Source organism: Methanococcoides sp. DA23 (assembly GCF_057593895.1).
On record NZ_CM172520.1, the window covers coordinates 504,507 to 520,743 of the forward strand.

21 protein-coding genes and 1 tRNA gene are annotated in these 16,237 nt (G+C 42.1%); 15 read left to right on the forward strand and 7 right to left on the reverse strand.

Annotated features, from left to right (window positions below; translation table 11 throughout):
- Positions 1 to 27: 27 nt before the first annotated feature.
- Positions 28 to 954, reverse strand: a complete 927-nt coding sequence (gene mptN / locus AC20MK_RS02565; protein ID WP_487356441.1) for a tetrahydromethanopterin:alpha-L-glutamate ligase — start codon at positions 952 to 954, stop codon at positions 28 to 30.
- Between the two features lie 178 nt (positions 955 to 1,132).
- Complete coding sequence (locus tag AC20MK_RS02570) at positions 1,133 to 1,453, reverse strand: DUF5658 family protein (protein ID WP_487356442.1); 321 nt, start codon at positions 1,451 to 1,453, stop codon at positions 1,133 to 1,135.
- A gap of 319 nt (positions 1,454 to 1,772) precedes the next feature.
- On the opposite strand from AC20MK_RS02570, the gene ala reads away from it, so the two are divergent.
- From ala to AC20MK_RS02615, 9 genes are all read left to right on the forward strand, one after another.
- Positions 1,773 to 2,753, forward strand: coding sequence for an alanine dehydrogenase (ala, locus tag AC20MK_RS02575; RefSeq protein ID WP_487356443.1), 981 nt, complete (start codon positions 1,773 to 1,775; stop codon positions 2,751 to 2,753).
- Positions 2,754 to 2,987: 234 nt separating this feature from the next.
- Positions 2,988 to 3,608, forward strand: coding sequence for a PEF-CTERM sorting domain-containing protein (locus AC20MK_RS02580; RefSeq protein WP_487356444.1), 621 nt, complete (start codon positions 2,988 to 2,990; stop codon positions 3,606 to 3,608).
- A gap of 12 nt (positions 3,609 to 3,620) precedes the next feature.
- Complete coding sequence (locus AC20MK_RS02585) at positions 3,621 to 3,770, forward strand: hypothetical protein (protein WP_487356445.1); 150 nt, start codon at positions 3,621 to 3,623, stop codon at positions 3,768 to 3,770.
- A 203-nt stretch (positions 3,771 to 3,973) separates the two neighbouring features.
- On the forward strand, positions 3,974 to 4,672 hold the full coding sequence (gene queC / locus AC20MK_RS02590; protein ID WP_487356446.1) for a 7-cyano-7-deazaguanine synthase QueC: 699 nt from the start codon (positions 3,974 to 3,976) through the stop codon (positions 4,670 to 4,672).
- A 13-nt stretch (positions 4,673 to 4,685) separates the two neighbouring features.
- Positions 4,686 to 5,243 (forward strand): DUF366 family protein, encoded by a 558-nt coding sequence (locus tag AC20MK_RS02595; protein WP_487356447.1) that lies wholly within the window; start codon positions 4,686 to 4,688, stop codon positions 5,241 to 5,243.
- Positions 5,243 to 5,959, forward strand: a complete 717-nt coding sequence (locus AC20MK_RS02600; protein ID WP_487356448.1) for a 7-carboxy-7-deazaguanine synthase QueE — start codon at positions 5,243 to 5,245, stop codon at positions 5,957 to 5,959. Before AC20MK_RS02595 ends, AC20MK_RS02600 begins: the two co-directional genes overlap by 1 nt.
- Positions 5,959 to 6,309: a 6-carboxytetrahydropterin synthase QueD gene (queD, locus tag AC20MK_RS02605; RefSeq protein WP_487356449.1), complete on the forward strand. Its 351-nt coding sequence runs from the start codon at positions 5,959 to 5,961 to the stop codon at positions 6,307 to 6,309. The genes AC20MK_RS02600 and queD overlap by 1 nt, the downstream gene beginning before the upstream one ends.
- A gap of 79 nt (positions 6,310 to 6,388) precedes the next feature.
- Entirely contained in the window at positions 6,389 to 7,327 is a 939-nt protein-coding gene (nifB, locus tag AC20MK_RS02610) for a nitrogenase cofactor biosynthesis protein NifB (RefSeq protein ID WP_487356450.1), read from the forward strand.
- A 40-nt stretch (positions 7,328 to 7,367) separates the two neighbouring features.
- On the forward strand, positions 7,368 to 8,363 hold the full coding sequence (locus AC20MK_RS02615; RefSeq protein ID WP_487356451.1) for a methanogenesis marker 2 protein: 996 nt from the start codon (positions 7,368 to 7,370) through the stop codon (positions 8,361 to 8,363).
- Positions 8,364 to 8,401: 38 nt separating this feature from the next.
- Here AC20MK_RS02615 and AC20MK_RS02620 read toward each other — a convergent pair whose 3' ends face one another.
- Positions 8,402 to 8,704 (reverse strand): hypothetical protein, encoded by a 303-nt coding sequence (locus AC20MK_RS02620; RefSeq protein WP_487356452.1) that lies wholly within the window; start codon positions 8,702 to 8,704, stop codon positions 8,402 to 8,404.
- 162 nt (positions 8,705 to 8,866) lie between these two features.
- On the opposite strand from AC20MK_RS02620, the gene AC20MK_RS02625 reads away from it, so the two are divergent.
- The 5 genes from AC20MK_RS02625 to AC20MK_RS02645 all read left to right on the forward strand — a co-directional run bounded on the left by AC20MK_RS02625 (position 8,867) and on the right by AC20MK_RS02645 (position 12,716).
- Positions 8,867 to 9,562, forward strand: a complete 696-nt coding sequence (locus AC20MK_RS02625) for a radical SAM protein (protein WP_487356453.1) — start codon at positions 8,867 to 8,869, stop codon at positions 9,560 to 9,562.
- Positions 9,563 to 9,981: 419 nt separating this feature from the next.
- A complete protein-coding gene (locus AC20MK_RS02630) occupies positions 9,982 to 11,664 on the forward strand; it encodes a PAS domain-containing sensor histidine kinase (protein ID WP_487356454.1) in 1,683 nt (560 codons plus the stop codon).
- A gap of 51 nt (positions 11,665 to 11,715) precedes the next feature.
- Positions 11,716 to 12,027, forward strand: coding sequence for a DUF5611 family protein (locus AC20MK_RS02635; RefSeq protein WP_487356455.1), 312 nt, complete (start codon positions 11,716 to 11,718; stop codon positions 12,025 to 12,027).
- A gap of 33 nt (positions 12,028 to 12,060) precedes the next feature.
- Complete coding sequence (locus AC20MK_RS02640) at positions 12,061 to 12,582, forward strand: chorismate--pyruvate lyase family protein (RefSeq protein WP_487356456.1); 522 nt, start codon at positions 12,061 to 12,063, stop codon at positions 12,580 to 12,582.
- A 62-nt stretch (positions 12,583 to 12,644) separates the two neighbouring features.
- Positions 12,645 to 12,716: transfer RNA gene (locus AC20MK_RS02645), tRNA-Thr, on the forward strand.
- Positions 12,717 to 13,318: 602 nt separating this feature from the next.
- Here AC20MK_RS02645 and AC20MK_RS02650 read toward each other — a convergent pair.
- Positions 13,319 to 13,732: a DsrE family protein gene (locus AC20MK_RS02650; protein WP_487356457.1), complete on the reverse strand. Its 414-nt coding sequence runs from the start codon at positions 13,730 to 13,732 to the stop codon at positions 13,319 to 13,321.
- A 187-nt stretch (positions 13,733 to 13,919) separates the two neighbouring features.
- On the opposite strand from AC20MK_RS02650, the gene AC20MK_RS02655 reads away from it, so the two are divergent.
- Positions 13,920 to 14,867 carry a ribonuclease HIII gene (locus AC20MK_RS02655; protein WP_487356458.1) on the forward strand — a complete coding sequence of 316 codons (948 nt, stop codon included), beginning with the start codon at positions 13,920 to 13,922 and terminating at the stop codon, positions 14,865 to 14,867.
- A gap of 85 nt (positions 14,868 to 14,952) precedes the next feature.
- On the opposite strand, the gene AC20MK_RS02660 is transcribed toward AC20MK_RS02655, so the two are convergent.
- From AC20MK_RS02660 to AC20MK_RS02670, 3 genes are all read right to left on the reverse strand, one after another.
- A complete protein-coding gene (locus AC20MK_RS02660) occupies positions 14,953 to 15,234 on the reverse strand; it encodes a hypothetical protein (protein ID WP_487356459.1) in 282 nt (93 codons plus the stop codon).
- A 224-nt stretch (positions 15,235 to 15,458) separates the two neighbouring features.
- Positions 15,459 to 15,653, reverse strand: coding sequence for a hypothetical protein (locus tag AC20MK_RS02665; RefSeq protein ID WP_487356460.1), 195 nt, complete (start codon positions 15,651 to 15,653; stop codon positions 15,459 to 15,461).
- 64 nt (positions 15,654 to 15,717) lie between these two features.
- Complete coding sequence (locus AC20MK_RS02670; protein WP_487356461.1) at positions 15,718 to 16,215, reverse strand: flavodoxin family protein; 498 nt, start codon at positions 16,213 to 16,215, stop codon at positions 15,718 to 15,720.
- Positions 16,216 to 16,237: the final 22 nt, after the last annotated feature.

Sequence of the window (16,237 nt, forward strand, 5' to 3'; positions counted from 1 at the left end):
TTAACAACGAATATGGTATCTCCATTATTATAACTCGCTGCTGATATCGCTGACTATATATTCTGCAGCATTAATTCCCCATGCTTTATAAATGCCTGCCACAGAAGGCGTGGCATTGATCTCCAGTATCAGGCTTTTGTCACTGTCATCGTTTGCATTCATATCCTCTATCAGATCGACCCCTGCAAAGTGTGTGCCTACTGCTCTTGAAGCCTTTATGCAAAGCTCCTTCTGATAAGAGGACAGTTCGCAGCGGGACTCGCTGCCACCCTGGCTCAGATTATTTATCCATGAACCTTCCGGTGCAGTCCTGTATATTGCTGCTATCACTTTTCCATTGACCACGAAGGCACGTATGTCCCTTCCCGGATTGACAATATATTCCTGTATGTGGAGCATCCCTCTCTGTTCAAGGATAGCATCGATCGTCCCTTCCATGTCGGAGTCATTCATCGTTCCATCATTGTTGATGATCGCACCATCCTTTATTCGAATGATGTCCCTTCCCTTATATCCGAAAATAGGCTTGATCACCGCATCTTCCAGCGTGTCAAGGACATTTAATGCCTCTAATGTATCCTGAAATACCATTGTTCTGGGGATGGGCAGCCCTGCCTTTGCCATGAGGCTGGATGCATAATACTTGTTGGCAGCGCTCTGTATCGATTCCGGGGAATTCACTATCAACACACCTTCCTGTTCCAGCTGCCTTAGTACATCGAAACGGAACGAAACCCCATCAAAGGCCCCTGCCCCGACATCCCTTACTATTATCGCATCCAGTTGTTGAAGGTCAATATCTGTAATCTGCGAGCTTAGCCTTTCTCCAACCGTGACGTTCCTTTTCCTAAGGTCGATCATGTGGGGTCTTATGTCGTTCGACTCGCAAGCCTTTTGAAATGCCTGAGCCGTTGGATCGCTCTGGTCCGTGATGATGATTCCAATATGCTTCATTGGAATGAATCTCTTTTATGAGTACATCAATATATCGCAAAGCTTTCGCTCTTTGTGTAAAGTTCTCCATTAGCTATTCTCAAGGAAGTAGTTAAAGGGAGTGTAGTAAAGGTTCAGGTCAGGGATACCCAATGCAAAGTATTCCCCTTCTGGTGAATTCGATACTTGTTTTTTGCCATTAGATGACCAGCTGAATGGGGGAATACCCATAATATATGACTATCAGATTGTTCACTGTGGCAAATATTCCGATCAATACTATTGTGTGTCTTGTGAAATTCCATAAGATCGGTCTTTCAAGCGTTCGGATGTAGAGGATACCTAGCAGGCATATGTATAAGAGCTTTAATAGAAAGGTCAGACCAAAGGATGGAAGGAATGGATTCGATTCGAATCCATATCCTCCGTTTATTCCTATGTATGTGGTCAGGAGATCCCCGACTATGTAGAACAAAAGGACGTATCTTATGTCATGCAAGAAAGATAATAACTTACTCATAGCATTGCCTCCGGGAAAGAGCCTGTTGGCTACGGGGAGTATTGCCACTCTCGAGAGTAGAATCTCTACCAAAACGTGTTTCAATTCTTCTCTTAATTGCTTAATGCCGTAATCAACCACACCACTCTCCGATATTTAGTCGGATAAATTAACTATGTTGGAAATTCTATTTATGGCTTATCACATTCAAAAAAACTGGAAATATATATCTCATCTTATAAATGCATCCGTAATGCATATTACAGTTAAGACTGAGATATAAAAATTCTCCAGTAAGTTTATAGCTTTCACCATCATTTTATTATTGGGGTTATATAACATGGATATTCTATGGCTGGATCAGAATGACGTAAGATCTATTCTTGAGCTTTCTGCGGTAATGGAAGCTGTTGAAAAGGCATTTGAACAACATGGTAAAAAGAAAGTTCAAATGCCTCCGAAATCCTATCTGTACTTTGATAAACACAACGGTGACCTTCGGACCATGCCTGCCTATCTTGAGGAGCAGGATGTCACGGGTGTGAAGATAGTCAATGTTCACCCGGATAATCGTGCCAAAGGTCTGCCTTCGGTGATGGCTCTGGTCGTCCTGAACTCCACAGAGACCGGTCAGCCTCTTGCGGTGATGGATGGTACTTATCTTACTGATCTGCGTACCGGTGCTGCTGGTGGGGTCGCTGCAAAATATCTTGCGCGCAAGGATTCACATGTTGTAGGTATCGTTGGTGCCGGAAATCAGGCAAAGACACAGTTGCTGGCATTGTCGTTTGTCTTTGATATTCATCAGGTCAAGGTCTATGATATAAGCATGGATCGGGCTGAAGGTTTCAGAGGGGATATGATGCAAAAAACAGGTGCTGAAATAATTGTGGCATCTTCTGTGGAGGATGTCTGTGATTGTGATGTCCTTGTCACGGTGACCCCTGTCAGGGAACCGGTCGTCAGGTCCGAATGGATCAAACCTGGCACTCATATCAATGCCATAGGTGCGGATGCTGCTGGTAAGGAAGAACTTGATCCGATGCTTCTGACACGTGCAAAGGTGGTCGTGGATGACATTGTTCAGGCATCACATTCAGGAGAAGTTAATGTTCCTTTGTCAGATGGGGTCATAACCTCCGATGACATCTGGGCTGAAATTGGGGAAGTGATCGCCGGTATCAAAGTTGGCAGGGCGAACGAGTCGGAAATCACTGTTTTTGATTCCACAGGGCTTGCAATTCAGGATATTGCCACCGCAACCATCGTTTATGATATTGCAAAGGAAAGGGGATTGGGGAGATCTCTTTCAATGTTCTAAAGTCTATTACATTCATCAAGCAATATCATTTCATAATTCATGGCAAATTATTGATCTAGTGAAATTTTCTTGGTGAAAAGCACTTTTTGTGCTATGTGCTTCCTTTTTTGAGAAAAAATCCCATATGATATAATACTCATAATTATTATATTATTTAGTATAGATATATTTATATATTATTTATTGACATAGTCTTAATTAGGTAATAACTAAAAATTGTGCGGGGTGGTATATATGAATTCAGTTATAAAACCTGTAGTTTTCCTATTGTTTATATCTTTGCTTTTGAGTGGTCTCACTATTATCACAGATGCTCCTCCTGAGCTTCCTAAGAATACGGGTGACGACAGCCACGAAAGTAATCTCACAGAGTTGTACGTGCAAGACAGCCATGAAAGTAATTTCACCGAGTTGTCTGATGAAAATACATCAAATGACGATGTAGTTCCTGGGATCAGGGTGTCAAATGGGGACTATGTTTCTCCAGAAACTGTAAGTCCATTGGGTCCGGATACTGCAACGATCCTGCCTGTGGCTGACTTTGTTTCCAATGTGAGCGTTGGGTCTCCTCCATTCAGTGTCATGTTCACTGATCTGTCCCAAAATGCTACCAGCATTTCCTGGGATGTGGATGGCGATGGGGTTGAGGATTCCAGTGCATCGGAGTTCGTCTATGTGTACAATACTCCAGGCACTTACGATGTGTCATTGACAGCTACCAATTCCAATGGTAATGATGTCAAGTTTGGCACGGTGGTAGCAGATTCTCCGGAAGAGATCCCTGAATTCCCAACGATCGCACTTCCTGTACTTATTGTGTTGGGTCTGATGTTCCTTTTGCAAAGAAGAAAATGAAGGTGATTTGATATGGAGCTTGTAAAAGTAAAATGTAAGAACTGTGGGTGCGAGATGCTCGTTTATGATACTCGCATGAAGGAGCAGTATTGTACGATACGCTGTCTTGAATCCGCAATGGTGGATCAGTCAAGGATCGAGCCAGTCAGAATGGCATACTGATCCTTATCTCTTCTTTTTCGTTCGAATTCATTTCTTAAATACTTAAAAATAGGTATCGTGATCTCTTCTCTTCTTTTAAAAAATGTCAATTGGTCACGTTTTCATGAATATGTTCGCTAATGTTTCTTGTTCTCGGCAACTTTAAATAATACTGGGGTATTACTAAGGTAATATCTAAATAATATATAATTTGGAGTTTTACCATGAGGTCAATTCTATTACTGAGCAGTGGTCTTGATTCAGTAGCTGCTCTTGCAATTGCATTACAGGGCCATGAAGTGGTGATGGCGCTGACATTCGATTATGGTCAACGCTCTGTTGAAAAGGAGATCGAGAATTCCAGAGCTGTCTGTGAACACTATGGTATCGAGCATAGGATAATTCCGTTGAAATGGCTTGGTTCCATAACGAATACTTCTCTTGTGAACAAGGACCTGGATGTTCCGGAACTTTCGATCGAAGACATTGTAGATGACACTTCTAAAACCACTGTGGACTCTGCAAAGAACGTGTGGGTGCCCAATAGGAATGGTGTTTTCATTAATATCGCAGCAAGCTTTGCTGAAAGCTACGGATGTGAATATGTCATCGCAGGCTTCAACGGGGAAGAGGCAAGAACATTTCCAGATAATTCCAAAGAGTTCGTGAACGCAGTGGATGAATGTTTTTCCTATTCGACCGCTAACGGTGTAAAAGTACTTGCTCCACTGATCGATATGGATAAGGTTACAATCGTGCGCAAAGCAATGGAATTGGGTGCACCTCTGGAATGGAGCTGGAGCTGCTACCACGGGGATGATGAGCCTTGTGGGGTGTGTGAAAGTTGTATGAGGAGGAAGCGTGCCTTCCTGGCCTCCGAGTTTGAAGACCCTCTTACTAAAAAACGAGCTGACTTAAAATGATAAGGTGTTTGTAATGGAATGTATCGTTCTAGATGAAAAAGTACATTATGATGGCAGCCAGATATCTTCTCTCTGGGCGTATAATCTGAAAGGCGTTCAGTATGATTCCATCGTTGCCTTCCGGGGTGGATGCGATGTCAAGATAGAACATATGATAGACCTTGAGGACAAAAGGATGGGCGATTCCATCTATTCCACGGATATGCTGCATTTCTTAATAGAGCACTTCGATTCCACTGACCTTAAATTGGTATACGCAAGACAGCGGCTCTTTACTTCCATTGTTGCAGAATCTCTCTCTGCTAATGGCGTCGTTACCACCCGTCAGGGAGATGACCTTTTTGTAAATGGCAAAAAACTGACTATCTCTATAGCCAGCACTTCGGCAGTATCCCAGAAGATCCATTTTGGTATCAATGTCTACCACGATTTCTATGGGAACCTCAATGATGTCGGGATCGATGAGGGCAAGACAGTAAGCTTACTCACCGACATTGGCGATCGATATGTTGCTGAGATCCATGATATTGAAAAAGATCTGCGAAAATCACGTCCTCTGGATGTGATCTGATGGAAGCTCCCATAAGTGAGATATTCTGTTCCGTTCAGGGAGAAGGTCCTCATGTTGGTGCGAGGCAGGCGTTCGTGCGTTTCATCGGATGCAATTTGAACTGTTCCTATTGCGATACCGAACCGGCAGATCCCAGTGTCTGCATGTTTGAAAGAGTACCGGGTTCGAACAGCTTTGAGAACATCCCGAATCCTCTTGTGACCTCTCAGGTCAGTGAGCTCCTTAGCAACTATGGCAATATCCATTCAGTTTCCCTGACCGGTGGTGAACCTCTTCTACATGCGGATTTCATTTCCGAGATGGATATACCTCATCCATTGTATCTGGAATCGAACATGACATTGCCTCATATGGCGGAAAAGATCAAAGATAAGGTCTCTTACGTTTCAGGGGACATAAAGCTCATAGATGAGTTCGAAGGCGATGACCTTGTGGCACATCTTGAACAGACCATCGAATGTTTCAGGACACTCAGACAGACAAAGGACAGGGAATGTTTCTGTAAACTGGTGGTCACGAAGGATACCGTCCCGGATGATGTATTCGGCATGGTGGATGCTATATACGACTATGTTTCCTGTGTTGTGCTTCAACCGGTTACACAAAAACATTTTTCATCGGACATTGGATTTTTGCTTCAATTGCAAAATGACCTGCTTGATTCAGTGGATACATTAATAATTCCTCAGACACACAAAATGTGGGGTTGCTTATAATGACAAAAATGAGACTTGGAATAATAGAATACATTGACAGTGCGCACTATTTGCCGGAACACGAGACCTGTGGTATAGTCCACGGCCATACGTATAAGATAGAGATAGTTCTGGAAGGCGAAAAACAAGAGAATGGAATGGTCATGGACTTTTACATTATCAAGAAGATCGTAAAGGAGATCCTCAAAACGTATGATCATAAGCTCTTGAATGACGTTCTTCCTTTCCCAAGTGCCGAAAATATCTGTGAACACATGCATGGTCAGCTTTTTGAGAAGCTCGGGCTTCCAGTATCTGTGAAGGTATGGGAAGGTCATGGAAAATGGTGCGAATTGAACGGTTTTGACTGATACATTCCAAAACCTATATCTATATCTTTAAGGGTCTTAATTTAAGTTCAGATGCTTTATTACTGCCGGAGGACATATTTTGCCTGATACTGATAAAATCACTGAAGAATGTCATGATGTAAATGATGTGGACCGTGAGATTCTGCGTAAGATCTCAGAACATCCATGTTATGATAAGAACGCACAGCATAAGTATGGCCGAATACACTTGCCTGTTGCTCCAAGATGCAATATACAGTGCAACTATTGTGACCGTAAGTTCGATTGTGTGAACGAAAGCCGTCCAGGTGTGACAAGTGAAGTATTAACTCCACAGGAAGCCCTTGAAAAGACACGACAGGTCCTCAAGGAACATCCTTTCATTAAGGTGGTAGCTGTGGCAGGTCCTGGTGACCCGCTGGCTAACGATGAGACCTTTGAGACCCTCGAACTTATCAAGAACGAGTTCCCTGAAGTAACTCTTTGTCTTAGTACCAATGGTCTTGCTCTGCCGGAGAAAATGGATGAGCTTCTCAGGGTAGGGGTCAGTACACTTACTGTGACCCTCAATGCAATCGATCCTAAGATCCAGGCACAGATAGTTGACCATATATCTTACAAAGGCAAATCATACACAGGTATTGAAGCTGCAGAGATCCTCATTGCCAACCAGCTTGAAGGAATAAAAAAAGCTGTTGAAGCTGGGATGGTCGTAAAGGTGAACACCGTTCTTATCCCTGATATCAATAAAGACCATATTGTAGAGGTTGCAAGGAAGATACGCGAAATGGGTGTTTTCATCATGAACATCATGCCTCTTATATGTCAGGCAAAGTTCGCGGACATGGAACCTCCATCCAATGAAGTACGTAAAGAGGTACAGGATTCCTGTGAACCTTACGTGCAGCAGATGAGGCACTGTCGCCAATGCAGGTCTGATGCTTACGGTCTTATCGGTAAGGACCTTTCACAGATGAGTGAAGAGCGCAGGAACGTCATCAAGATGGAGTCGATCGAAAAGAAAGATCACAGCGAATGATCTTTCATTCTTTTTTAAGGACATTAAAGGGTGGATCCGATTGGATATTGAACAATTAGCTGTGAACCTTCGGAATTTTGAAGGTGTGACCCGTAAAAAGCCCATTGCTGATATCGTGAATATGTTCGAGGATGTCCGCAGTGAATACGGCGAGACCATCGTTGATTTTGGTGATGATGCTGCGGTGATGGATACTGGTGGCGATGAGGTGATCCTGTTCGCTGCTGATGCTATCTGGGGCAAGATCGCAATGGAAAGCCAATGGTGGACAGGGTACACTTCTGTGGTAGTCAATGTAAATGATATCTCCGCAATGGGTGGAAGGCCAGTTGCAATGGTCAATGTCATGTCTTCCTGTGACACCGAGGCCTGCAAAGAGATGATGCGGGGCATAAAGGACGGCGTGAAGAAGTTCGGCGTTCCCATGGTTGGTGGCCACATTCACCCTGATACCCCTTACAATTCCCTTGGGGTCGCAATAATCGGGGTTGCCAAAAAGGACTGTATCATCAGAAGTGATATGGCAAAACCCGGGGATTCGATAATAGTTGCCTATGATATGGATGGTCGGGTCGGGAAAAATTCCCCTTACAGCTGGGATACCACATCTTTCAAGGATTCTCAGACAGTTCGTGACCGCTTCCTTGTAATGCAGACAATTGCTGAAAGGAAACTGGCGATCGCAGGAAAGGATATCAGCAATCCCGGTACCATCGGTACTCTGGGTATGTTATGTGAGACAAGCAAAGTCGGTGCATCCGTGGATGTCGATAAGATCCCTATCCCTGAAGGGCTTGAGCTTGAACAATGGCTTAAGATCTACCCTGCTACTGGCTATGTTATCAGTACAAAACCGGAGAACTGTGATGAATGTATACGTATCTTTGAAGAGGTCGGTATAACTGCGGCGGTCGTTGGAAACATCAATGATTCCGGTCTCGTGGATATATACTCGGGTGAGCAAAAAGCAGTTGTCTTTGACCTGAACTCTGATACTATAACCGGAATTGAATTGAGTGCAGAAGATGTTGAATGACCCTGTGGCACTGCCATCAGGTCATTCCCTTTATCAGCTCAGTTCGAGTTGATATATTCTTCCATCTCTTTGAAGAAATACTGTTCTGCTTCCTTTACGACCTCGAGTTTTCCTCTGAGGACTATAACATCCCTTTCATCACATTCCACGATGTTGACACTAAGTTTCCTTGTGACCGGTTCCAGTTCGAACTCTTCGATCATGTCATACATTATGTATGATGGGGTTCCTGGAGGCATTATGATGTCATAAAGGTCTTCGAGCTTTTCGCCAAGTTCTTCTTCTATCTCTATCTTCTCTTTCCTTCTTTCGAGATCTTCAATTGTTAGTTTTTTTGGCATTGTGGTCACCTTGGATTTAATGAATTGATGTCATGTTCTGCATAAATAGTAATCGCTGTGATGCCTATTTGAAAGGCTGGGGGGAGGTAGTTACATAGGTTAATATCCTTTGCTGAAAAACTTACTATACAAGGTAGTTAATGTTGTAACTGGAGGGTATAGATGCGTTTGGTCGATATATCTGATTCTAATGGAATGATGCGTGTGGAATTTTTTGGCTGTAATATGAAATGTCCTTATTGTGTTCACATCCATCAGCCTTTCAAAGAAATGTCTGTGGGGGAAGTGGTAGATATTGCCAACAATTCCCTTTCTAAGACCGTTCACCTTGGTGGGGCTGAGCCGACATTGCAAAAAGAGCTTATCCCTCTCATAAAGGCACTTAATGATGCCGGAAAAGAGGTTCTGTTAAAATCAAATGGGATGAAACCTGAGGTTCTGGAAGGAGCATTGCCTTACGTACATGGCTTTGTCCTGGAATTAAAAGCACCTCTTGATGATGTGAAGGCTATTATGGAGCTGACGGGCATGTCTGAAGAGAGAACCAAGAAATATGTGGGTTTGTTAAAGGCCTCTCTTGAAATTGCTCGCAAAAAGTGGCTGCGTATATGGGTACGCGTAATTCCGGGGTATGTGAACCTTGTTACTTTACCTTCTTTGTTCCCATATATGGAAGGTGCTTCTGAAGTACTGTTCTATCAGTTCCTTAGCAACCCCGATTTCGATCTTCCATTTCAAGACTATGAAAGTGCCGTCCCTGCATGGGGGGATATGGAAAAGATCGGAAAGAAGGCTCTTTTGGCCGTACCCCGCGTTATTCTGATGGGTGTCAATGGGAAAGTTGTCCTTGAAAAATAAGATCGGTTCCGGGCACAAGTTTCCGAAGGGCTGTGCAAAATCAGTTCAATATGGGTAATAATGTTTTTCAATATTTAAAAGATATAATTAAAAAGTGAGCAAGGTTTTGAACGACTGACAAAAGTTGTTGTGGCGATTGGTGGTACGATATGAACCGATCATATAACCTTACTCTATATAATAATATGTAATAACTTATTTATTTATGTTGTGCTACGGGGCGTTATATGTAGTTATTAATATCATATTTGTCCAATGGAAATTAAGGATATATATAAGCATGTGCATGAAATACTGCAATTTGTACACACAGGCGACACTTAAAGTTAAATGGACATGTTTTAATATTAAGATGCATTTATTTATTTTAAGGAAACAGTTTGCTAATATCCTTTAATTATGATTTGGGAGGTCGAAAGGTGGAGTCCGATGCATTAAAACACATAGAATGCATCTACAGCTTATTGACCAGTGATGTTTTGGACCACCTGAAGGTCGGTGTGGTAATATTAGATGGTGATCTGAAGGTAAAATGGGCAAATCATTTCTTGATCCATGATCTATGTGGGCAGAAAGATGTTGTTGGGGTGGACCTATGCCAGATACTTTTCTCGGTCTCAGGGTCCGGAGAAAGCTCCGGTTATTCGAATGTTGTCGGTCAGCTTTGCAAAGGTGAAAAGATATTTCTACACATCCCCCCAAAAAAAGGTGCAACCCACAGGTGGTTAGAACACCGATTATCTCCTATTGGCTCTGATATTTATAATGAAGGTTGGGTGGGTTATTTCTATGATATGACCGGGCAGATGAAATACAACGATCCTGTAGCGTTCTTTGAAAAGCACGATCCTATCTCTTCTGATACTTCCCTTTGTGAGCGATCAGAGTGTTATCCGCTGAGTCCTTCAGCTTCGATCAAAAAATGTACTGATCTTCTCCTTGATGGTGAGGTCAATGAAGAACGAATACGTGCGATCGAAGCGATACAAGCAAATTCTGAAAAACTGAACGGACTTGTTCTTTCGGCCACTATGTATGTGAGCAAGACCGAATTCAAGTTCAAGACCTTTTTCGAAAAAGCAAGTGATCCCATGATCATCCTTGATCTTGCTGGTAAGATATGGGAGATCAATCAGGCTGCATGTGATGAGCTGGGCTACTCATATTTCGAGTTGCTTGGCATGGACAGCTCTGTAATTTTTGTCGATGTCTCAATTATGGAAACGATCGATATCCTGAACAGTTCCGAGAATATCCATTCTATTCTTTTAGAGTCTTGCTGCAATACAAGAGATGGAAAATGTATTCCTGTCGAGCTCAATTGCAGGCTTATTGATTATGAGGAAAAGCCGGTAGTCCTTATTACTTCCAGGGATCTGTCCGAAAGAAAACGCATTGAACATTTGTCACGTGCCAATGAGGAGCTGAAGTGCCTGCATGATACCAGGGATGTTTTCGTTGATATCTTAAGTCATGATCTGATGAATCCGGCTGGAATCATTAAGGGTTATTCCGAGTTCTTGTCCAATAGAATGGATGATCCTGTGATGGAAAGATCGGTACGGCTGATCCGCAAGAGCAACAATAAGATGATAGATCTCATTGAATCTTCATCGAAATATGCAAAGCTGGAGTCGATCGAAGATATTGACTTTAAGATGATAGATATTATTTCCATATTGAAGAATGTGATCGAGGACCTTGAGCCGCATTCAAGCAAGAAGTCGATAGATGTCTCGTTAGCATTTAATGGGGAATGCCATGCTTATGCGAATCCGATGGTCGATACGGTGTTTGTCAACTATCTTTCCAATGCGATAAAATATAGTCCGGAAGGCTCTAAGGTAGAGCTGGATATAGCGGACCTTGGTGATCATTGGAAAGTGATGGTCAGGGACAATGGCATTGGAGTTCTTGATGCTGACAAACCGTTTGTGTTCGAGAGGTTCACAAGGTTTAATTCTGATCATATCAAAGGCGCGGGTCTGGGGCTTGCAATTGTTAAGAGGATAGCTGAACTTCATAAGGGTCAGGTGGGTGTCGATGACAATCCTGATGGAAAAGGTTGTTCCTTTTGGGTGACTTTGAAGAAATTCGGCTGATTCTCACCGGAATATTTATTCGTGTTCAATGTATTTACGAAAGAGATTGCAATGCAGGAATATAAGTTAAAACGTGGTTTTTCTCCGGACATCGAACGGATCTATGAAGAGGTAGGCAAATGTTTCCCAGTTGAAATCAAGAGAGATGGCGATAAGCTCTCTATTTCGTATGGTGTTATGAAGGAGCTGTCTGTTTATATGAATGGCAAGATGCTTGTAGTGGATACGGACATGGATGTTTCTTCTGTTGACGATGAGCTTATCCTTGATACGAACAAGCGTTTCCGGGACTTCCTTTTGCTCGCGACCGGATATACTGCTAAGGAACGCCGTAACCAGGCAAAGAAAGCAGTTTCAAAGTGATGGTCATAAAATAAGTTCGGATATTGATCAGTAGTGACATTCGTTAATTCGGAATTCTTAAGGGATCTCAAGGCATTTGATATCCCAACATGCCTTAGGGTGTGTGCCGGTACAGACGGTTCTGTGACCTTCCTTTTGGAGATCATGACCCGTAAGGACGTTTCAGTGGTCACTGAAGCGCAGCATATCGTTAAAGCGGATGCTGAGATGTCCTCTCTGTTGAAGGTCCCTGAAGGGTCAGACGTGAACTATCGTCTGGTCACCCTTCTTGCAGGTGACACTCCTTTTGTGAGGGCATTGTCCCTGTCACCCATCGAGAGGATGCCTGATAATATACGCCAGGACCTGATGCGCGCAGATATACCCATTGGCAAGATATTGAGGAACAGCGGCATTGAGACCCGCAGGGATTTCGATAATATCAATATTGCAGAAAATGACCCTCTTTTCGATATCAATAGGGTGCTTTCACGCTCCTACCACATAGTACATGACAACAGCACCATGATGTGGATAAATGAGAGGTTTCCAGTGGACGAACGCTGGGATTTATAAACCCAACCGAAAGCTTCATATTTGATTTTGTGTATCAGGGAGTTGTACCCATTAATAATGATGCCTCGGTGGCTTAGGGGTATAGTGCGTCCTTGGTAAGGACGAGGTCGTGGGTTCAAATCCCACCCGAGGCTTTCTTATCTTTTTTGTAAAAGTTCTCATCTGCTTTGACAAGTTCAAGGAAGGTGAAAGCAAATGTCATTATATGACTACAACAAAAATCATGTGAACTAGGTCAAACTTAATTTTTTTAACTTATGTATATTTTTAATCACTACTTTCTTTCAGCATCCTTCCCACATCTCCAACCTTTCTCTCACATGAGCATTGAGAGTAAACGGCTTCTCACTCATTGCATTCTTCTTCATGTAATGTAGAGTATCCTTCGAGAATATGATCTTCTTCTATTCGGCATAAGGCAGATCAAGAATCTTCTTACATTTCACTTTAATCGATTGAGTTCCTTAATTTTCAATTTTCAGGAAATCAATTTGTAGATTACTTTGCTGGACGAAAACCCTCCACGGTTTTAATTATGTATTCTGCAGATTCAAGTCAAATATGCTGATTTCATGTAGTTGTTGAAGTCTGTGTCCATAGGAGACAAACTCACGGTAAGAAAAAGAAATAAGGTACCTGAAACACATACAGAAAATGGGGAGTCCCACATAATACTACACATTAGGAAGAAGTCGGCCATATTCAATATTCAGTTTTGAGGGTACCACGGATCACATTATAGCGTAACGACCAATTGCCCTTCACTGCAGTATTCCAGAAGCATTTCTGCTATCTCATGCGACTCGATGAGTTCAATACCAGGGATAAGCTCTTCCCTTTTCATTCCTATAATGGATGCTCCAAGTTTGCAGCATTTGAATTGTGCACCCAGTTCCATGCATTCTCTTATCTTGTCATCGTAGATAGGAGATCCGCATTTATCAGCTTTTCCAAGGATGACTCCCATCGGACCGAACAGGATTACCACCACATCAAGACCTTTATTGCAATAGTAATTCGCAAACCTAAGTGACTCCATGGGGCTGGTACTTTCATAGACCATGCTCTTGAGAAGCAGCAATACTTTCGTAACTTCTGTCATACATACATCGTTCCTGTGTTCTTCAGCAATCGTATTTGTAGCGAACATTAGTTAAGCATTTTCATTGATGACGGCACAATAAGATAATTGATATTATCTATTTGGTGAGAGGGATTGATGAGATGATTTACAATTTGTAAACAAGGTTATGTATCCATTTGATATGGGAACAAGGAATAAGAGCCGAACGAAAATACCAGACTTAGGATCAAGAAATAATAATAAGGGGAATCAGATGAAAATAACTGACAAGTACAATGAGATAAGATCGATCCTGATTCCAGGGTTTGACGTGGATACACCAAAGGAAATCAATTTCGGTATTCAGTTCAGCGTATCAAAGAAACAGTTTTCCCGCGTAATAAGAATATACGATGGAAAGAAGGGAATTAAAGTTGATCTGTCCCAGTTAGGCACATCACCTGAAGCAGAAGAAATACGTATTGCACTCATAGAAGGTGTAATACCTTCATCTAAAAATAAGAACATTTCAATTCCCGAAGAAAAGCTAACATCATCTATGGACTTGCCTGTTACAAATGGACATGGTGTAATTGGCTCTGATGAATCAGGCAAGGGTGATTTCTTTGGTCCTCTTGTGGTAGCTGCAGTAAAGACCACTCCAGAAATTGAATCAATTCTTGAGGGGATCGGTGTCAGGGATTGCAAACAGTTGACCGATCATCAGAACATTTCTATTGCGAAGCAGATAATGAGCTCAATTTCAGCTGATATGTTCTCCGTGAAGATCCTTGAACCAGTTGCATACAATGAATACTATGAAAATGTTAAGAACCTGAACATTATGCTTACCGTAAACCATGTAAGTGCGATCAGAGACCTGTACCAGCAGGGCGATAGCATCATAATTGACAAGTTCGCATACCACGACAGTATGGTCGAGGATGAACTTCGCCAATGGAACATCGATGTGAAGCCTGTTCAGATACCCAGAGCAGAAGACCAGTCAATTGCAGTGGCTGCAGCATCAATTCTTGCACGTGCAGCTTTCCTTGAGGCTATGCAGGAAATGAACGAGAAGTATATCGGAACATTCCCAAAGGGTGCATCGGATAAGGTCAAGAAGGTTGGTGCAAAGTTCATTGAAAAGTATGGCAGGGAGAGATTACACGAAGTTGCAAAAATGCACTTCAAGACAGCATCCGAGATATGGGGGCGCTAAGCCAAAAAAGAAGATCCCAAACGGCAGATCAGATCAAATTGGATAAGCTTTTTTAATATATGTTAGGTTCACAACCTCATTTTGATCATTTCAACTCTGGAGATCTTAGAGAAACTCGAAAATCCCAATTTAATTTATTTTTATTTACGGGTGAGAAATCACATCTGACCATCGCTTCTTTAAACTGCTTATTTGTGATGAAGAAGCCATCTGGTGTTTGTTCAAAAAGAAGTTTAAGTGCATAACTGGTGTAAATATCATTTGATATTTTTTGTGGAAATATATTTAAAGTTATCCAATTATCCAGGGCGTTTTTTTGAATATCGGGTAATTCGTATTCACTCGTATCTTTCTTTCTTTTTGTCATATTGATACTGAATGATCTGGAAATACTTAATTCATATCCTCTTTAACTAAGAACACTTCCTCTATTATGGGACTTCGGCAAAATCCTCAATGCGACTTGTTCTGGAATCTATAAAGAAATTCTCTTTGGTTATGATGAATACTGTAATGTATGTGCCTCAAGACACATTAAAAGTAGAAAAGGGGGAGAATAAAAGGCTTTTATGACCTTTTATTTTTTAATATTTACTTTGGAATTGGCTTATCGGGAGTGACACCGTAGTATTCGGTTCTTGCTTTACCCCAGATACAACCTTTCTTCCCGACTATCTTCAATTCAATGTTCTGCAGTGACTTGAAGAAGCCATTACCTGAACGTGCTCCTTTGCATATGGGGCAATATTTCTCACAGAATACTGGAACTTTTTTTTGGTCTGCCATCTTATCTATCCCCTGTTCTTAATTACTGGATCCGCATGAATTGCAGATCATCAGAGATATAAGGTCACTGTGCCTTTGCCTGAATTTCCTTTGCAAATTCCCTTGCCTTCTGTAGATGAGCTTCGTCTGGCTGTCCTTTTGCGGCTGGACCCAACGCAGCAAATGCTTTCATCTGGGGGTCATCGGACTTTTCGAGCATATCAAGAACGTGCTGTGCAATTTCACCCTGACATTCAAATGTACCAAGTAAATTGCCATCAGCTGCGATATCCTTTATTGATCCTGTCCATGATTTGATGGCTTCAAATCCTTCAGGAACACCATGGGTCATGAAGAATGCTATGTCCTTACCAGCCACATTCTTTGAAACGAATTTTGAAACATTCTCTGGAATGTTGAATTGCAGTACCGGGAAACCTACAAATACAAGATCATAAGCATCAAGATCACTTACATCCTTAATGTCTTTGATGTCCTTCTCACCGGTAATTTCGCCATAAATAGCTTCTGCGATCTTCTTTGTGTTCCCTGTCTGTGTCATATATGTTACTAATGTTTTCATGTGATCCCACCTTCCTTATTAT

What these genes read in the sequence shown, in the direction of transcription:
- mptN (WP_487356441.1), bottom strand. Translation starts at nt 954, where the DNA reads ATGAAGCATATTGGAATCATCATCACGGACCAGAGCGATCCAACGGCT.
- AC20MK_RS02570 (WP_487356442.1), bottom strand. Translation starts at nt 1,453, where the DNA reads ATGAGTAAGTTATTATCTTTCTTGCATGACATAAGATACGTCCTTTTG.
- ala (WP_487356443.1), top strand. Translation starts at nt 1,773, where the DNA reads ATGGATATTCTATGGCTGGATCAGAATGACGTAAGATCTATTCTTGAG.
- AC20MK_RS02580 (WP_487356444.1), top strand. Translation starts at nt 2,988, where the DNA reads ATGAATTCAGTTATAAAACCTGTAGTTTTCCTATTGTTTATATCTTTG.
- AC20MK_RS02585 (WP_487356445.1), top strand. Translation starts at nt 3,621, where the DNA reads ATGGAGCTTGTAAAAGTAAAATGTAAGAACTGTGGGTGCGAGATGCTC.
- queC (WP_487356446.1), top strand. Translation starts at nt 3,974, where the DNA reads ATGAGGTCAATTCTATTACTGAGCAGTGGTCTTGATTCAGTAGCTGCT.
- AC20MK_RS02595 (WP_487356447.1), top strand. Translation starts at nt 4,686, where the DNA reads ATGGAATGTATCGTTCTAGATGAAAAAGTACATTATGATGGCAGCCAG.
- AC20MK_RS02600 (WP_487356448.1), top strand. Translation starts at nt 5,243, where the DNA reads ATGGAAGCTCCCATAAGTGAGATATTCTGTTCCGTTCAGGGAGAAGGT.
- queD (WP_487356449.1), top strand. Translation starts at nt 5,959, where the DNA reads ATGACAAAAATGAGACTTGGAATAATAGAATACATTGACAGTGCGCAC.
- AC20MK_RS02620 (WP_487356452.1), bottom strand. Translation starts at nt 8,704, where the DNA reads ATGCCAAAAAAACTAACAATTGAAGATCTCGAAAGAAGGAAAGAGAAG.
- AC20MK_RS02625 (WP_487356453.1), top strand. Translation starts at nt 8,867, where the DNA reads ATGCGTTTGGTCGATATATCTGATTCTAATGGAATGATGCGTGTGGAA.
- AC20MK_RS02635 (WP_487356455.1), top strand. Translation starts at nt 11,716, where the DNA reads ATGCAGGAATATAAGTTAAAACGTGGTTTTTCTCCGGACATCGAACGG.
- AC20MK_RS02650 (WP_487356457.1), bottom strand. Translation starts at nt 13,732, where the DNA reads ATGTTCGCTACAAATACGATTGCTGAAGAACACAGGAACGATGTATGT.
- AC20MK_RS02655 (WP_487356458.1), top strand. Translation starts at nt 13,920, where the DNA reads ATGAAAATAACTGACAAGTACAATGAGATAAGATCGATCCTGATTCCA.
- AC20MK_RS02660 (WP_487356459.1), bottom strand. Translation starts at nt 15,234, where the DNA reads ATGACAAAAAGAAAGAAAGATACGAGTGAATACGAATTACCCGATATT.
- AC20MK_RS02665 (WP_487356460.1), bottom strand. Translation starts at nt 15,653, where the DNA reads ATGGCAGACCAAAAAAAAGTTCCAGTATTCTGTGAGAAATATTGCCCC.
- AC20MK_RS02670 (WP_487356461.1), bottom strand. Translation starts at nt 16,215, where the DNA reads ATGAAAACATTAGTAACATATATGACACAGACAGGGAACACAAAGAAG.